This is a genomic window from Nocardia sp. IBHARD005 (genome assembly GCF_052814245.1).
In genome coordinates, this window is sequence record NZ_CP199935.1 from 2,740,463 (window position 1) to 2,755,222 (window position 14,760).

Below are 14,760 nucleotides of genomic sequence, written 5' to 3' on the forward strand. Positions count from 1 at the left end.
CATGGGATGCGGCTCGGCGCGCGTTTGTGACGGTGACGTGCATCACGGCAGAAAGGCCCCGCACTCCGCAGAAGTACGAGGCCTTTCCTTACCGCGATGTCAGATCAGGGCTGACCGGTCGCGAAGGCGATCACGGCATCCAGGAATTCCTGGCCGCCCATCACGTAGCCGCCGATGACCATTCCGGCCGGAATGGTGATCAGCCACAGGAACGGGATGAACGCGCCGAGGATGCCGCCGATGACGACGCCGGGCAGGTTCTTGTTGACCTGCGCCATCAGCCGGTCGTAGGAGCTGATGTCCTTCAGTTCCGCGACGTTGCTCAGCTTCGCGGAATCCTCGGGCGCCATGGTGGAGGTCAGCTTGACGGTGCGGCCGTCCTCGCTGATCTGCTGGTTCACGGCGATCGGCAGGCCGGCGACCTCGGAGCGCAGCGGCGCCTGGTCGACGGTCACGCCGTCGGCGGTCTTGAGCAGCACCGAGGCGCCGTCGGCGGCGACCTCGAACTTGCCGTTGTCGACGGCCCAGGTGACGGTCTTGTCAGCCGGGGACACCGTGGTCTGGTAGTTGATTCCGTGCGTCACGCCAGAAGTCACGCCCCCCGAAGCCACTACAGCGGGCTGCTCGGTGGCCACCGCGGGCGCACCGTGAGCAGTGGCAGCGGTAATCCCCACCGCGGCGACCGCCATGAAAACAGCAGTAGTGATCTTTCCGAACTTCATTCTTCAATCCCTCCGCTTTGTCACTGTCCTGATCGGAGCAGCGAAACGAAGGTTAGCGTGCGAAATTGCTTGTCGCACATTCGGGTTCATTGTCATGAAACCGCAATATTTGCTGAATTGTGACTGGCGCGCAGAATTGCCGGGCCGATCGGCCCGGCAATTCGGAAGATCAATCGTTGGCGTGCAATGCGGCATTCAGTTCGACGCCGGTGCCCTTGCGCGCAACGACTTCGACGGCGCCGGTGGTGGAATTGCGGCGGAACAGCAGGTTGTCCTGACCGGACAGGCTCGCCGCCTTGACCACGGTGCCGTCGGGTCCGGTGACCTTGGTGCCCGCGGTGACATAGAGGCCCGCCTCGATCACGCAGTCGTTGCCGAGCGAGATGCCGAGCCCGGAGTTGGCGCCGAGCAGCGAACGCTCGCCGACCGAGATGACCTGGGTGCCGCCGCCGGACAGGGTGCCCATGATGGAGGCGCCGCCGCCCACATCGGAGCCGTCGCCCACCACGACGCCCGCCGAGATACGGCCCTCGACCATCGAGTTGCCGAGGGTGCCCGCGTTGAAGTTGACGAAGCCCTCGTGCATCACGGTGGTGCCCGCGGCGAGGTGCGCCCCGAGGCGGACCCGGTCGGCGTCACCGATGCGCACACCGGACGGGACCACGTAGTCGACCAGGCGGGGGAACTTGTCGACGCTGAGCACCGTCACCGGGCCGCGGGCGCGCAGCTTCAGGCGGGTCTGCTCGAAGCCGTCGACCGCACACGGGCCGTGGTTGGTCCACACGACATTGCTGAGCAGGCCGAACTGGCCGTCGAGGTTCAGGCCGTGCGGCTGGACCAGACGATGCGAGAGCAGGTGCAGGCGCAGGTACACCTCGTGCGCGTCGGCCGGGGCGGCCGACAGGTCCGCGATCGTGGTGCGCACCGCGACGACCTCGACCCCACGCGCCGCGTCAACGCCGAGGAGTTCGGCGAACTCGGGCACCTCGGCGGCGTCGAGGCGCTGGGAGCCGGTCTCGGTGAACTCGCCCAGCGCGGGGCTGGGGTACCAGGTATCGAGGACGGTCCCGTCCGAGGTCACATTGGCGATACCGACTGCAGTTGCTCCCTGAATACTCACAGCCCTATCTTGCAGCGTGAACGTCTGTGCGTGTTCCGCGACCCCTGTGCGTCGGGCCACTCAGACCGGCCTGATCGTGCACTTCGACCGTTCCCAGTCAGTTTTCTGACTGGCGGCAGCCGGATTGCACGATTACGCCGGTCCCGTCCCGTGTGGGGGTCGTTCAACCCCATCGCCGTACTACTGTCGAGATGTGACCCTCGATTTGCGTGCCGATCCCATCCAGCTGACCGCCGCCCTCGTCGACGTGCCGAGTGTTTCGCTCGACGAGGCGAAGATCGCGGATCTGGTCGAGCAGGCGTTGCGGGATCAGACCACCGGGTTCGAAGTGCTGCGGCACGGGAACGTGGTGCTGGCGCGGACACAGCGAGGACTGCCGACACGGGTGATTCTGGCGGGCCATCTGGATACCGTGCCGATCGCGGACAATCTGCCGAGCCGGCCGGATGAAGTCGACGGTGAAGCGGTGCTGTTCGGTTGTGGCACAGTCGATATGAAGTCCGGCGACGCGGTATTCCTGCACCTGGCCGCCACGATCGCCGATCCGGCCCACGATTTGACGCTGATCTTCTACGACGGCGAGGAGATCGCCGCGGAGTTCAACGGCCTCGGACATATCGAGCGCGAATTGCCGGAATGGCTCGAAGGTGATTTGGCGATTCTCGGTGAACCATCGGCCGGTTGGATCGAAGCCGGATGCCAGGGCACCTTGCGGGTGCGATTGACCACCTCGGGTGTACGCGCGCATTCGGCGCGAGCATGGCTGGGGGAGAACGCGATTCACGGTCTCGCACCGGTGCTGGCGCGGTTGTCGGCCTATGCGGCGCGCGAGGTCGATATCGACGGTTGCGTGTACCGCGAGGGTCTGTCGGCCGTGCGGGTCTCGGGTGGGGTCGCGGGCAATGTGGTGCCCGATGTCGCCGAGGTGGATGTGAACTTCCGTTTCGCCCCCGACCGCACCGTCGAGCAGGCCATCGCGCATGTCCGCGAGGTCTTCGACGGACTCGACATCGCCTTCGACATCACCGACTCCTCACCCGGCGCGCTCCCCGGCCTGACCGCCCCCGCCGCCCGCACCCTCATCGACTCCGTCAACGCCCACGGTGGCGGCGGCGTGCGCGCCAAATACGGCTGGACCGACGTCTCCCGCTTCGCCGCCCGCGGCATCCCCGCCGTCAACTTCGGCCCCGGCGACCCCAACCTCGCCCACAAACGCGACGAGCACGTCCCGCTCGGCCAGATCACCGCCGTCACCGCGATGCTGCGGACCTACCTGTCGCGCGCCTGAGGGCAATGACGGGGAAACCTTGAATCAGAGGAACCACACATTCATGACCGCAGAAGAAGATCGCCTGCGAGCCATCGCTGCCGACAACGAGCGGATCATCGCAGCCGGCGGTTACCTGACGCCCGGCGGACACTATGTCTCGTTGACATCGAGGGTGCAAGCCGCCGTCCAGGGCACCCGGATGTACGGCCCCGACCCGGTCCCGGTCATCACCCGCAGCGAGGCCACCACCGTCATCACGGTGACCGGGGAGAGCAGCCTCGCTGCGGCGCTCCGGATGCACGATACCGATCCGGAGCCGGTCGCCGTCCTGAATTTCGCGTCCGCACGTAATCCCGGCGGCCACTACCTCGCCGGCGCTCGCACCCAAGAAGAAGCCCTGTGCCGAGCGTCGGCGCTGTACACCACCCTGCTGGCCGTGCCGCAATACTACGAGCACCACCGAAGCACACCGGACCCTTTCTACAGCGACCGCGTGATCCTGTCTCCCGCTGTGCCTGTCTTCCGCGACGACACGGGCGTCCTGCTCGACAGCCCCTATACGGTCGGCTTCCTCACTTGCCCGGCGCCCCGGACCACCGTGATCATGCGGGAGCTGGCGAGCGAGGCGTATCGAATACCCGCAGTGCTGGCCACCCGTGCCGAGCGCATTCTCGAAACAGCGGTCGGCTACCGGCGTTTGGTACTGGGCGCCTGGGGTTGCGGCGCCTACGGCAACGACCCAGGCATGGTGGCCAGTGCCTTCCATGCACTGCTAGCCGATGGTGGGCGGTTCAATGGGCACTTCGATGAGATCACCTTCGCAATACTGGACCGGACCCGTGGCGAGACCATCCGCACTACCTTCCGAACCGTCTTCGCGGCAGAGTAGATCCGAGTGCGGGTAGGGGTCATCGAGAAGCGCGCGCCCGTGCCCGGAATCCGACACAGTAAGTTGGGGTCATGTCCGCTGATGAACAGGTTGGGAAGGTCAAACCGAAGTTCCGTGGTCCGGTGATGTTCCGCCGGGAGCGCAAGCCCGGCGTGCGGACCGCTGACCGGAACCTGCTCGACACCCGGCAGGACAGCGATTGGGTGCATACCGATCCGTGGCGGGTGCTGCGGATCCAGGCCGAGTTCGTCGAGGGTTTCGGCGCGCTCGCGGAGATCCCGCCCGCGGTCACGGTGTTCGGATCGGCCCGCACCAGCCCCGGTCATCCCGAGTACGTGGCGGGCAAGGCGATCGGCACGGCGCTGTCCGAGGCCGGTTTCGCGGTGATCACCGGCGGCGGGCCGGGCGCGATGGAGGCGGCCAATCGTGGTTGCTCCGAGGCGGGCGGCTACTCGATCGGGCTCGGGATCGAGCTGCCGTTCGAGCAGGGGCTCAACGAGTGGGTGGATCTGGGGATCAACTTCCGGTACTTCTTCGTCCGCAAGACGATGTTCGTGAAGTACTCCCAGGCCTTCGTCTGCCTGCCCGGTGGCTTCGGTACCCTCGACGAACTGTTCGAGGCACTCACCCTGGTGCAGACCCGCAAGATCACCCGGTTCCCGATCATCCTGTTCGGGACCGACTACTGGTCCGGTCTGGTCGACTGGATGCGCAGTTCGCTGGCGGGCTCGGGCAAGATCTCGCCCACCGATCTCGATCTGATCCAGGTCACCGACAGCGTCGACGAGGTCGTGCGGATCATCCAGGGCGAAACCGGCAACCACGCCGACATCGAGCGTCTCGGCACCGAGGATCAGTGGTGAGCTACTCCATCTGCGTCTACTGCTCCGCCAGCACCACCGATCCCGACCTGATCAGCGTCGCCGCGCGCGTCGGCACCGAAATCGCCCGGCGCGGTTGGCAATTGGTCTCCGGCGGGGGGCATGTGTCGATGATGGGCGCGGTCGCTACCGCGGCCAGGGCCGGTGGCGCGCACACCATCGGGGTGATCCCGAAACATCTGGTGCACAAGGAAGTCGCCGATGTCGACGCCGGCGAACTGCTCGTCACCGACACGATGCGCCAGCGCAAACAGCTGATGGAAGCCCGCGCCGACGCGTTCCTCGCCCTGCCGGGCGGCATCGGGACACTCGAGGAACTGTTCGAGACCTGGACCGGCGGCTACCTCGGTGAGCACACCAAACCGGTTGTGCTGCTGAACGCGAACGGCTTCTACGACGGCCTGTTCCGCTGGATCGATGAACTGTCCGAGCGCACAATTGTGCCGCGGCAGGCACGTGAGCGACTCATCGTGGCCACCGACCTGCCCTCAGCGTTCGCCGCGCTGGATCCGGCCGCGGCCGCACAGTAGGAGAGATCGACGTGAGCACAGACGCCCGCGACACGGTTAGCGTGTTCGACCTGGCCAAAGCCCTGCCCGCCATGGCGCTCGACGCCCCCGGCATGCTGCGCAACGCGCGCGGAATGCTGGTGGGGCCCAAGGACAAAGCCTCCATCGGGCTGTATTTCCAGCGGGTCGCGCACCGCAGGCCCGACCGGGTGTTCCTGCGTTTCGAAGGCCGCTCCTACACCTACCGCGCCGCCAACAGCGAGGTGAACCGGTATGCCGCGGTGCTTTCCGCGCGCGGGGCCAAGCGCGGTGAGGTGGTCGGTGTGCTGATGACCAACCGCCCCGAAACCCTGTTCACGGTACTGGCCGTGCTCAAGCTCGGCGCCACGGTCGGCCTGCTCAACTACAACCAGCGAGATCAGGTGCTGGCACACAGCATCGGTCTGCTCGGCAGTGTGTTCACTGTCGTCGGCGAGGAGTGCTCGCAGGCACTGGACTCACTGCCGGAGCCCGCGGCGAACGTGCTCACCGCCGAAGAACTGGACGAATCCGCCCGCACCGCAGTCGATTCCGATCCCGCCGTGTGCGAGCAGGTCCGGGCCGGGGAGCGGGCGTTCCTCATCTTCACCTCCGGCACGACCGGTCTGCCCAAAGCCAGCGTGATGACCCATCAGCGCTGGACCAAGAGCATGTCCGGGCTCGGCGGGCTCGGCGTCCGGTTGCGTGCCGACGACGCCCTGTACTGCTGCCTGCCGCTCTATCACAACAACGCGCTCACGGTCGCGCTGTCGGCCGTGCTCGCGGGCGAATCGACCTATGTGCTCAGCCGCAAGTTCTCGGCGTCGGGGTTCTGGGACGAGATCGCGCGCGAGCGGGCCACCGCGTTCATCTACATCGGTGAGCTGTGCCGGTACCTGATCAACCAGCCGGTGCGGCCGGCCGAGAAGGGCAACCGGGTCCGGCTGGCCGTCGGCAACGGGCTGCGGCCCGAACTGTGGGACGAGTTCCGTCGCCGGTTCGGGATCGACCGGGTGGTCGAGTTCTACGGGTCGAGCGAGGCGCCGCTGGCGTTCGTCAACGCGTTCGGTGTCGACCGGACCGCCGGCCTGTGCCCGCTGCCGTACGCGGTCGTCGAGTACGACGACGAGACCGGCCACGCCCGCCGCGGTCGCGATGGGAAGCTGCGCCGGGTGCGGTCCGGCGGGGTCGGGCTGCTGCTGGCGAAGGTGAACAACCGGCAGCCCTTCGACGGCTACACCGACAAGTTGGCGTCGGAGTCCAAGCTGGTGCGCGACGGCTTCAAGAAGGGCGACTGCTGGTTCGACACCGGCGACCTCGTCCGCGATCAGCATCTCTGGCATATCGCGTTCGTCGACCGGCTCGGCGACACCTTCCGCTGGAAGGGCGAGAACGTGGCGACCACCGAGGTCGAGGGCGCGCTCGGGCACCACGAGAGCATCGAGCAGGCCGTTGTCTACGGTGTCGACATCCCCGGCACCGACGGCAAGGCGGGCATGGCGGCGATCACGTTGTCGGCCGAAGCCACCTTCGACGGCAAGACCCTGGCGGCGACCGCCTACGGGCGGCTGCCGCTGTACGCGGTCCCGCTGTATGTGCGGGTGGTCGCCGAGCTCGAGCAGACCTCGACGTTCAAGAGCCGGAAGGTGGAATTGCGCAAGCAGGGATACGCGCCCGATGCCGACAGTCAGCTGTATGTGCTGTCCGGTCCGGCAGACGGCTACATTCCCGCGTACGACGCTTACGCGGCTGACGTAGCCGCTGGCAAAGCGCCCCTGAATGGCTGATTCCGCATGAGCATGTCGACTTTTTGTGGGCGCGAGGTGGCGGCCGATCGCGCGTTGGTGATGGCGATCGTGAATCGCACGCCGGACTCGTTCTACGACCGTGGTGCCACCTTCAGCGATGAGGCCGCGATGGCACGGGTCTCGCGCGCGGTCGACGAGGGCGCCGATCTGGTCGATATCGGCGGCGTGAAGGCGGGGCCGGGAATCACTGTCGACGCGGCCGAGGAAACGCAGCGGGTGGTGCCGTTCGTCGCGGCGATCCGGGCGAAGTATCCAGACCTGTTGATCAGTGTGGATACCTGGCGCGGTGCGGTCGCGCGGGCGGCGGTCGCCGTGGGTGCCGACCTGATCAACGACACCTGGGCCGGTGCCGACCCCGACCTCGTGCACGTCGCCGCCGAGACGGGCGCGGGCATCGTCTGTAGCCACACCGGTGGCGCCGTGCCGCGTACCCGTCCGCATCGGGTTCGGTACGCCGATGTGGTGGCCGAGGTGACCGCCACCGTCGTCGCCGCAGCCGAAAATGCTGCGGCCTCGGGGGTGCGAGCCGACGGGATCGTGATCGATCCCACCCATGATTTCGGAAAAAACACCTATCACGGGCTCGAGTTGTTGCGCGGAATCGACGGTCTTGTAAAAACCGGATGGCCAGTACTGATGGCACTGAGCAACAAGGATTTTATCGGGGAGACTCTAGATGTAGGTCTTACCGAAAGGGTCGAGGGCACACTGGCGGCAACCGCATGGTCGGCCGCCGCGGGCGCTCGGATCTTCCGGGTTCACGAAGTCGCCGAAACCCGGCGGGTCGTGGACATGATCGCCGCGATCCAGGGCATCCGTCCCCCCGCACGAACTCTGCGAGGTCTGGCATGAAAATCCAACACCGCGAGCCCGCCTGGGCCACTACCCACACCTGGGACACCCCTGACTGGACGGTCGGCGAACTCGTCGCCGCCAAAGCCGGCCGCACCGTTTCGGTGGTGCTGCCCGCGCTGAACGAACAGGACACCGTCGCCGATGTCGTGGCCAGTATCCGGCCACTGCTCGGCACGCTCGTCGACGAACTGATCGTGCTGGACTCCGGGTCCACCGACGCCACCGCCGCACGCGCACGCGCGGCGGGCGCCGAGGTGATCTCGCGCGAGGAAGCCGTTCCCGAACTCGAGCCGGTCCCCGGCAAGGGCGAGGTGCTGTGGCGATCGCTGGCGGCCACCACCGGCGACCTGATCGCCTTCGTCGACTCCGACCTGATCGACCCCGACCCCGACTTCGTGCCCAAGCTCCTCGGCCCGCTGCTGATGATGCAGGGCACGCACCTGTCCAAGGCCTACTACCGCCGCCCGCTGCGCCAAGGCGAGTCCGTCGACGCGAACGGCGGCGGCCGCGTCACCGAACTCGTCGCCCGCCCCCTGCTGGCGGCCCTGCGCCCTGAACTGGCCCAGGTCCTCCAGCCGCTCGGCGGCGAATACGCGGGCACCCGCGAACTGCTCACCTCGGTCCCCTTCGCTCCCGGCTACGGCGTGGAGATCGGCCTGCTCCTCGACACCTACGACCACATGGGCATGGATGCCATCACCCAGGTCAACCTGGGCGTGCGCACCCACCGCAACCGCCCCCTGGCCGACCTCGGTGTGATGAGCCGCCAGATCCTCGGCACCGCGCTGCGTCGCAGCGGAGTCCCCGACTCCGGCGCTCCGCTGACCCAATTCCCCTTGATCGAAGGCGAATTCATCGCCCACACCACCGCGGTCTCGCTCGAAGATCGGCCGCCGATGAAAACCCTTCGGCCCGAACAAGTCGCGGCCTAGTTGTCCATATTGGGCGCCGCCTCGGTCGGGAGACCGCGGCGGCGCCCGACGTGTGTGGTTGCCGGTGTCAGGCATATTGACCATTTGCGGCACGAGCAATTGGCCATATGCGGCATCTCTGGTTGACCATGTGCGGCGCACTCCGCATGCGATCCGCGGTGCGGTTTCGGCCGGTGGAGGTCAGCGTTGGGCTCATGATGAATGCTGTCCGCGGCACGCGAAAGAACTGTCCCCCTTGGCTATTCGGATGTCCTCTGTAGCGCGGTTGCTAGATTCTGGCACTATCTCCACGGCGGTGGATCGGGCCGTCCAGTGCTGCTAAGGGTTTTGCTGTGGCGCCGCTCCGCTCGGCGAGGACTTGGCCGAGGATGGAGATCGCGGTTTCCTCTGGTGTGTTGGCATTGAGATCGAGGCCGAGAGGGCTTCTGATGCAGGCTATTTCGGCCTCGGTGAGACCCGATTCGCGTAGGCGGGTGGTGCGGTCGGCGTGGGCTCGACGGGAGCCGAGGGCGCCGATGAAACCTCTGGCTGGGAGTCGCAGGGCTGAAGCGAGCAGGGGGACGTCGAATTTGGGGTCGTGGGTGAGGACGCAGAGGACGGTGCGCTCGTCGATGCGGCCCGCGCTCTGTTCGGCTTCCACATAGCGGTGGGGCCAGTCGACCACCACGTCGTCGGCTGCCGGGAAACGGGATGGGGTGGTGAAGGTTTCGCGGGCGTCTACGACGGTGACGTGGTAGCCGAGATTCGCCGCCGCGACGGTCAAGGCACGGGTGTAGTCGTTGGCGCCGGCTAGGATCATGCGAGCGGGGGAGCGGAAGACCTGGACGAAGGTGCGGGGGCGTTCGGCCAGTCCTGGCGTGCATTCCTGGGCGCCGATGAGTCCGTTGTGGCCTGCCGCGAGGAGGGCGGCGGCGTCGTGGTCGAGGCCGCGCCATGGGGTGCGATCGCCGGGGCGCAGGAGTTTCCGGTCGGGGGTCGACTCGAGGGTGGTGGCGTAGGCGACCGGGTGGTGGACGTCGAGTGCGGTGTGGAGTGTGCGCAAGGCGGGCAGATCGGTGTGGTCGAGGCGTTCGACGAAGACTTCGATCTCGCCACCGCATGGGAGGCCGACAGTGAGCTGGTCGGCGGCCGCGAACCGCTCGAGGCTCGCCTGGCCGTCGAGGAGAACCTGGCCTGCGGTGGTGAGCACCGCTGATTCGACGCAGCCGCCGGACAGTGAGCCGAGCACGCGTCCTTGTTCGGTCACCGCCATCGCGGCCCCGGTTTCGCGCGGACCGGCACCGGTTCGGTCGATGATCCTGGCCAGTGCCACGGCCTGATCGGGCAGCAGTTCGAGTATCTGTCCGAGGAGATCACGCATCACGCACAGCCTCTCCACGGTCGCCGTCGAGGCGTTGTGACCGTCTGACCAGCCTAGCTATCGTCGAGCATGCGCGCGCGGCGAGAAGCTCTCAGTCGAGGATCTCGCGCTGCTGCAAACCGGCGGAGACCGTACCGGCGTGGAAGAAGTCGCGGAAGATCGCCATCGCGCTGTCGGCGGTGAACACCTCTTCCGGGTAGACGTAGGTGTCCTCGTCGCCGTGCGGGAGGTACACCGTCGGCAGGCCGAGTCGTCCGCCGGGTAGCCCGAGGGTGAAGCGCCGGGTGACGTGATCGACCTTCCTGCGCAGTTGCAGGGTCATCGCATCCGCCGAACCGGCGCAGCCGAGTGCGAGATCGCCGCGCGCCGAACTCACCGTCGTGGTGACCTCGGTGGCGGGCACCGGCTCGGACAGCACGGTCAGATCGAGCGCGTAGCGCTGATGGCCGTCCATCCGCCGCAACGGGCGCAGAAAGCTGTCCACGTCCTCGTGCGGGCCGATGAAAACCTTCAAGCGGTCGCTGTAGGTCACGCGGTGGGTGGTGACGATGACGTCGCCGGTGGCCGGCTCCGCCTCGAAGGGCGGAACGGGCTGTGGGTGGCCTGCCGCGCGTACGGGCAGAACCCGGCATGCGCCGGCCTCTGGAGACGAGAACATGTGATGCTCACCTACTCACACTCGGTTACTCGCTAGCAATCTAAACATCGCGGACAACTTGTGATCCATAACAGTACAGTGATGCAGATCACTAAGTGTGGCAAGTTTAGATCAGCCTAGGGACGAACCCGGGTCGTAGCCAACTTTGGGTCGGTTTCATGGCGGTAAACCGGGGTGAGGAGATCGGCATCAACCGGTTCGCCGGTAGCGCGGTCGTACCGGACTGCGATGAGGACCGAGAACAAATGACTGCTCGCCCGCTCGTGCAGGGTCGCCAATCGGGTCGCCAGCAATCGGATCGCACCCAGTGAGCCGGGCGGATGCAGGCCATCGATCAGCATGATGCTGCCGCGGCGGTCGGGCCGGGGGAGCCGGGCCAGGTAGGCGATGTCGTGCGGTTCGGTGCCGCCGGGCCGGTAGACACGGCGCGCGGCCCTGTCCTCGATGCCGCGCCGGGTATCGCCGGCTCTGGTGACGGTCCGGCGCAGCCGCGGATCGGCCACCACCAGCTGGCGCAGGCTGGGCGAGAGCTCGGGGCCGCCGAGGATCACCAGCCCGTCGCGATTGAGGTCGATCGGCCTGCCCGGCATGAACGTCTCGATGTTCGCCGCGAAGCCGAGCTGGCGCAGCAGCTCGGCCAGGCGCTGGGCGGCCTGTGGGTCGGGTGCGCCGAGTAGCCTGCCCGCGCGGACCTCGGGGGCGAGCACGGTCAGCGTGCCGTGGCCGAAGAACAGTCCCTCGGGAACGGGGCCCTGGGTGCTCACCTGGTGGATGCGCGCCCGCGACAATCCGGCGGCGGCGCCGATCCGGGCGAACGTCCAGCCGTCGGCATGGAGTTCTCGGATCACGGCTCGCCGGATCCTGGTTAGTTCGTTGATGGTCTGCTGGGCAGCCGCCACCCCGTCGGTGGCTGCTTTGAGTCTCTCGACCTTGTCCTCGATCGCGAAAACTCGTGCCACGTCATCGGCCGACATGTGCGAAGTCTAGACAGCTCGACAGCATTGTGTGTCTATAACCGTTGACATCGAACTGTCTTGCGAGACAACACTCTCGAACACCGATTATCGGCAAATCACCGAGAATCGAGGTCGCCGCCGCGGTGTTCGGCCTGCGCGATCTCGTAGCAAATGCCGACCGTGCGGTGTGTTCGGTGGTCTAGGTCGCGTCGTAGTCGACCGGGGGGCGCTCGTTGTGCTCCAGCGACTTCTGCGGCGCGGGTGCCGACGGGGTGCCTGGCATGCCGCTGCTGGTGCCGAACAGCTGCTTCTTGTCGGGCACCGCGCTCTCCAGATCGCGCAGCACCGAATCGTCACCGCCCAGTAGGTGTTTGGTGACCACGGCCCGCGGGCTCATGCCGCGCAGCTCGTTCAGCTCCGCGAGCGGCTTGCGTAGCTCGTCGAACTCCGGTCCGAGCTCCTGCTTCAGCTGGGAGGTGGCGCCGCTGGCGTAGTCGCGAGCCTGGCGCAGCGCGCCCGTGGTCCAGCGGACAGCACCGGGCAGACGCTCCGGGCCGAGGATCACGAGGGCGGCGACGAGCAGGATCATCATCTCGCTCCACCCGATGTTGCTGAACACGAATCCAGGCTACCCGGCGCGCGCGCCCGCAGGTCAGTCGGATTCGAGGGTGACGGGCACGTCCACCTGCCTGCCATCGCGGATCAACTGCACGTTCACCGTCTCGCCGATCTTGCGCGACTGCACGGCGACCACCAGCTCGTCGGGCCCGGTGACCTCGCGGTCGCCGACCCGAACCACCACGTCGCCCTCGACGATGCCCGCCTTGTCGGCAGGGCTGCCCGGCACCACATCGGCGACGGCGGCACCGCTCATCACCTCGTTGGCGACGGTCTTGGTGCGCGCGCTCAGGCCGATCACCGGGTGGTGCATCTGGCCGTCGCGGATCAGGGTCTGGGTGACCGTGGTCATCACGTCGACCGGGATGGCGAAACCGAGGCCGACCGAACCACCGGTCTCGCTGCGGATGGCGGTGTTGATGCCGACCACCCGACCCTGCATGTCGACGAGCGCGCCACCGGAGTTACCCGGGTTGATCGCGGCGTCGGTCTGCACGGCGTCGATCACCGCGTTGGTGTCGCTGCCCTCGCCCGCGAGCTTCACGGGGCGGTGCAGGGCGCTGACGATGCCGGAAGTGACGGTCTTGCTCAGGCCCAGCGGCGAGCCGACCGCCAGCACGTCGTCGCCGACCTGCACATCGACGGACTTGCCGAGATTGGCCACCGTCAGGTTCTTCGCCTCGACCTTGAGCACCGCGAGGTCGGTCTTGGGATCGCGCCCGACGATCTGCGCGGGCACCCGGGTGCCGTCGGAGAACTGCACCTGGATGGCGGCCCGGTTGGACTTGTCGGTCGCGGCCATCGAGATCACGTGATTGTTGGTGACGACGTAACCCCCGCCGTCGATCACCACACCGGAACCCGTCGCGCCGTTGTCGCCGACCGTGGCCCGGATCGAGACCACCGAGGGCAGTACGGCATTGGCGACCGCGGCGATCTGGCTGTGCGGTGTCTCGACACCCGCGCTCTGATCCAGGGTCACCTTGCGTGAGGTGAGCGTGGACGCGTTCTCGGCGGTGACCCGGCCGACGAGCCCGCCGACGACGGCGATACCGAGTGCCAGCGCGGCCAGCATCGCCAGTGCCTTGGGCGCCACCCGCGAACCGAACAGCACCTCGCGAGCGCTCAGCTTGTCCGCGACAGGCAGCCGGGCGGGCGGGGGCGTGTCGACCGCGGGCGCACCGAGCCTGGCCGCCGCGTCGGGATCGCGCCACGGGTCGACCGGACCCGCGATGACCGTCTTCGGCTCGTCGGCGCCGGGCTCGCGCTGTATCAGCTCCGAGGAGCCCTCGGGGCGGGCGAAGGCCTCGGCGAGCACACCGTCCGGCGGGCGCTGCACGAGTCCTTCGTCGGCGCCTTTACCGGCCGCGCGCTGTGGATCGTGCGGTGCGAACGAACCGGCTTGGCCGTTCGGGCGGCGGAACGCACGCGCGGTATGGCTGTCGATGTGCGGCCGGTAGACCGGGCGCGGACCGAGGCTCGGCGCGTCGGAAGGGCGCAGAGTGCCCCGGTTGTCTCCTGAATCCGAGTGCTCGGCCGATCCGGAATTCGTCGATTCGCCTGTCACGTCGCAGACTCTACTTGCGCCGCCACGTTGTCCACCGGGTCGCGGTGAAGGAATCTGTGATGAATCCGAGAAATGCCTCGTTACGGCGTTGCGGCTCGGGTGCGTTGCCCGGGAGATCGGCCAGCGGGATGCGCGAGAGGCTGTCGTGCAGGCTGCGCGGAATCGCCACCTCGGCGGCCCGGCGCAGCGCGATCCGCGCCTGCTGCTGGGCATCGATCTCGGCCGCGCATTCGGGGCAGACCGAAAGATGCTGGGCGGCACGCAGATAGGCGTTCATTCGCAGCTCGCCGTCGACGAAGGCGGCGACAGCCTCACTGGCCAGATGCTCGGTGGGCTGAAAGCGCGGCGGGCGACCCGCGGCACTGGGGTCCACGCTCATGCCTGCGCCTCGCTGGCGCTCGGCTCCGGCATGACCGTGGTCACGGCTGTACTTGTCTGCCGCTCGCTTCGCTCGCTCATGCCTGCGCCTCGCTGGCGCTCGGCTCCGGCATGACCGTGGTCACGGCTGTACTTGTCTGCCGCTCGCTTCGCTCGCTCATGCGGAGTTCTTCCTTCCGACCGACATCACCTGAGCCACCGGGTGACGTCGAACTTCCC

15 protein-coding genes are annotated in these 14,760 nt (G+C 67.4%); 7 read left to right on the plus strand and 8 right to left on the minus strand.

Going from position 1 to position 14,760, the window contains the following annotated elements; genetic code table 11:
* Nucleotides 1-104: 104 nt before the first annotated feature.
* Nucleotides 105-722 carry a hypothetical protein gene (locus ACTWPB_RS12815; RefSeq protein WP_446225868.1) on the minus strand — a complete coding sequence of 206 codons (618 nt, stop codon included), beginning with the start codon at nucleotides 720-722 and terminating at the stop codon, nucleotides 105-107.
* A 169-nt stretch (nucleotides 723-891) separates the two neighbouring features.
* On the minus strand, nucleotides 892-1,842 hold the full coding sequence (gene dapD / locus ACTWPB_RS12820; RefSeq protein ID WP_446225869.1) for a 2,3,4,5-tetrahydropyridine-2,6-dicarboxylate N-succinyltransferase: 951 nt from the start codon (nucleotides 1,840-1,842) through the stop codon (nucleotides 892-894).
* 193 nt (nucleotides 1,843-2,035) lie between these two features.
* Here dapD and dapE point away from each other — a divergent pair, with 193 nt between their 5' ends.
* The 7 genes from dapE (at nucleotide 2,036) to ACTWPB_RS12855 (ending at nucleotide 9,004) form a co-directional block, all read left to right on the plus strand.
* A complete protein-coding gene (gene dapE / locus ACTWPB_RS12825) occupies nucleotides 2,036-3,130 on the plus strand; it encodes a succinyl-diaminopimelate desuccinylase (protein WP_446225870.1) in 1,095 nt (364 codons plus the stop codon).
* Between the two features lie 43 nt (nucleotides 3,131-3,173).
* Nucleotides 3,174-4,001, plus strand: a complete 828-nt coding sequence (locus ACTWPB_RS12830; protein WP_446225871.1) for a TIGR02452 family protein — start codon at nucleotides 3,174-3,176, stop codon at nucleotides 3,999-4,001.
* Between the two features lie 71 nt (nucleotides 4,002-4,072).
* Nucleotides 4,073-4,864: an LOG family protein gene (locus ACTWPB_RS12835; protein ID WP_446225872.1), complete on the plus strand. Its 792-nt coding sequence runs from the start codon at nucleotides 4,073-4,075 to the stop codon at nucleotides 4,862-4,864.
* On the plus strand, nucleotides 4,861-5,412 hold the full coding sequence (locus ACTWPB_RS12840) for an LOG family protein (RefSeq protein ID WP_446225873.1): 552 nt from the start codon (nucleotides 4,861-4,863) through the stop codon (nucleotides 5,410-5,412). Before ACTWPB_RS12835 ends, ACTWPB_RS12840 begins: the two co-directional genes overlap by 4 nt.
* An 11-nt stretch (nucleotides 5,413-5,423) precedes the next feature.
* The gene (locus ACTWPB_RS12845; protein WP_446225874.1) at nucleotides 5,424-7,196 is read left to right on the plus strand and encodes a long-chain-acyl-CoA synthetase; all 1,773 of its coding nucleotides are present in this window, start codon (nucleotides 5,424-5,426) and stop codon (nucleotides 7,194-7,196) included.
* Nucleotides 7,197-7,202: 6 nt separating this feature from the next.
* Nucleotides 7,203-8,069, plus strand: a complete 867-nt coding sequence (gene folP / locus ACTWPB_RS12850) for a dihydropteroate synthase (RefSeq protein ID WP_446225875.1) — start codon at nucleotides 7,203-7,205, stop codon at nucleotides 8,067-8,069.
* Nucleotides 8,066-9,004, plus strand: coding sequence for a glucosyl-3-phosphoglycerate synthase (locus tag ACTWPB_RS12855; protein ID WP_446225876.1), 939 nt, complete (start codon nucleotides 8,066-8,068; stop codon nucleotides 9,002-9,004). The genes folP and ACTWPB_RS12855 overlap by 4 nt, the downstream gene beginning before the upstream one ends.
* Before the next feature lie 268 nt (nucleotides 9,005-9,272).
* Here the strand turns inward: ACTWPB_RS12855 and ACTWPB_RS12860 are convergent, their stop codons facing one another.
* From ACTWPB_RS12860 to ACTWPB_RS12885, 6 genes are all read right to left on the minus strand, one after another.
* On the minus strand, nucleotides 9,273-10,364 hold the full coding sequence (locus tag ACTWPB_RS12860) for an XdhC family protein (protein WP_446225877.1): 1,092 nt from the start codon (nucleotides 10,362-10,364) through the stop codon (nucleotides 9,273-9,275).
* Between the two features lie 91 nt (nucleotides 10,365-10,455).
* Nucleotides 10,456-11,022: a hypothetical protein gene (locus ACTWPB_RS12865; protein ID WP_446225878.1), complete on the minus strand. Its 567-nt coding sequence runs from the start codon at nucleotides 11,020-11,022 to the stop codon at nucleotides 10,456-10,458.
* Nucleotides 11,023-11,138: 116 nt separating this feature from the next.
* Nucleotides 11,139-11,996: a hypothetical protein gene (locus ACTWPB_RS12870; RefSeq protein ID WP_446225879.1), complete on the minus strand. Its 858-nt coding sequence runs from the start codon at nucleotides 11,994-11,996 to the stop codon at nucleotides 11,139-11,141.
* Nucleotides 11,997-12,177: 181 nt separating this feature from the next.
* Nucleotides 12,178-12,597: a Sec-independent protein translocase protein TatB gene (gene tatB / locus ACTWPB_RS12875; RefSeq protein WP_446225880.1), complete on the minus strand. Its 420-nt coding sequence runs from the start codon at nucleotides 12,595-12,597 to the stop codon at nucleotides 12,178-12,180.
* Between the two features lie 33 nt (nucleotides 12,598-12,630).
* The gene (locus ACTWPB_RS12880; protein ID WP_446225881.1) at nucleotides 12,631-14,163 is read right to left on the minus strand and encodes a trypsin-like peptidase domain-containing protein; all 1,533 of its coding nucleotides are present in this window, start codon (nucleotides 14,161-14,163) and stop codon (nucleotides 12,631-12,633) included.
* A 10-nt stretch (nucleotides 14,164-14,173) separates the two neighbouring features.
* A complete protein-coding gene (locus ACTWPB_RS12885; protein ID WP_446225882.1) occupies nucleotides 14,174-14,542 on the minus strand; it encodes a hypothetical protein in 369 nt (122 codons plus the stop codon).
* Nucleotides 14,543-14,760 lie beyond the last annotated feature (218 nt).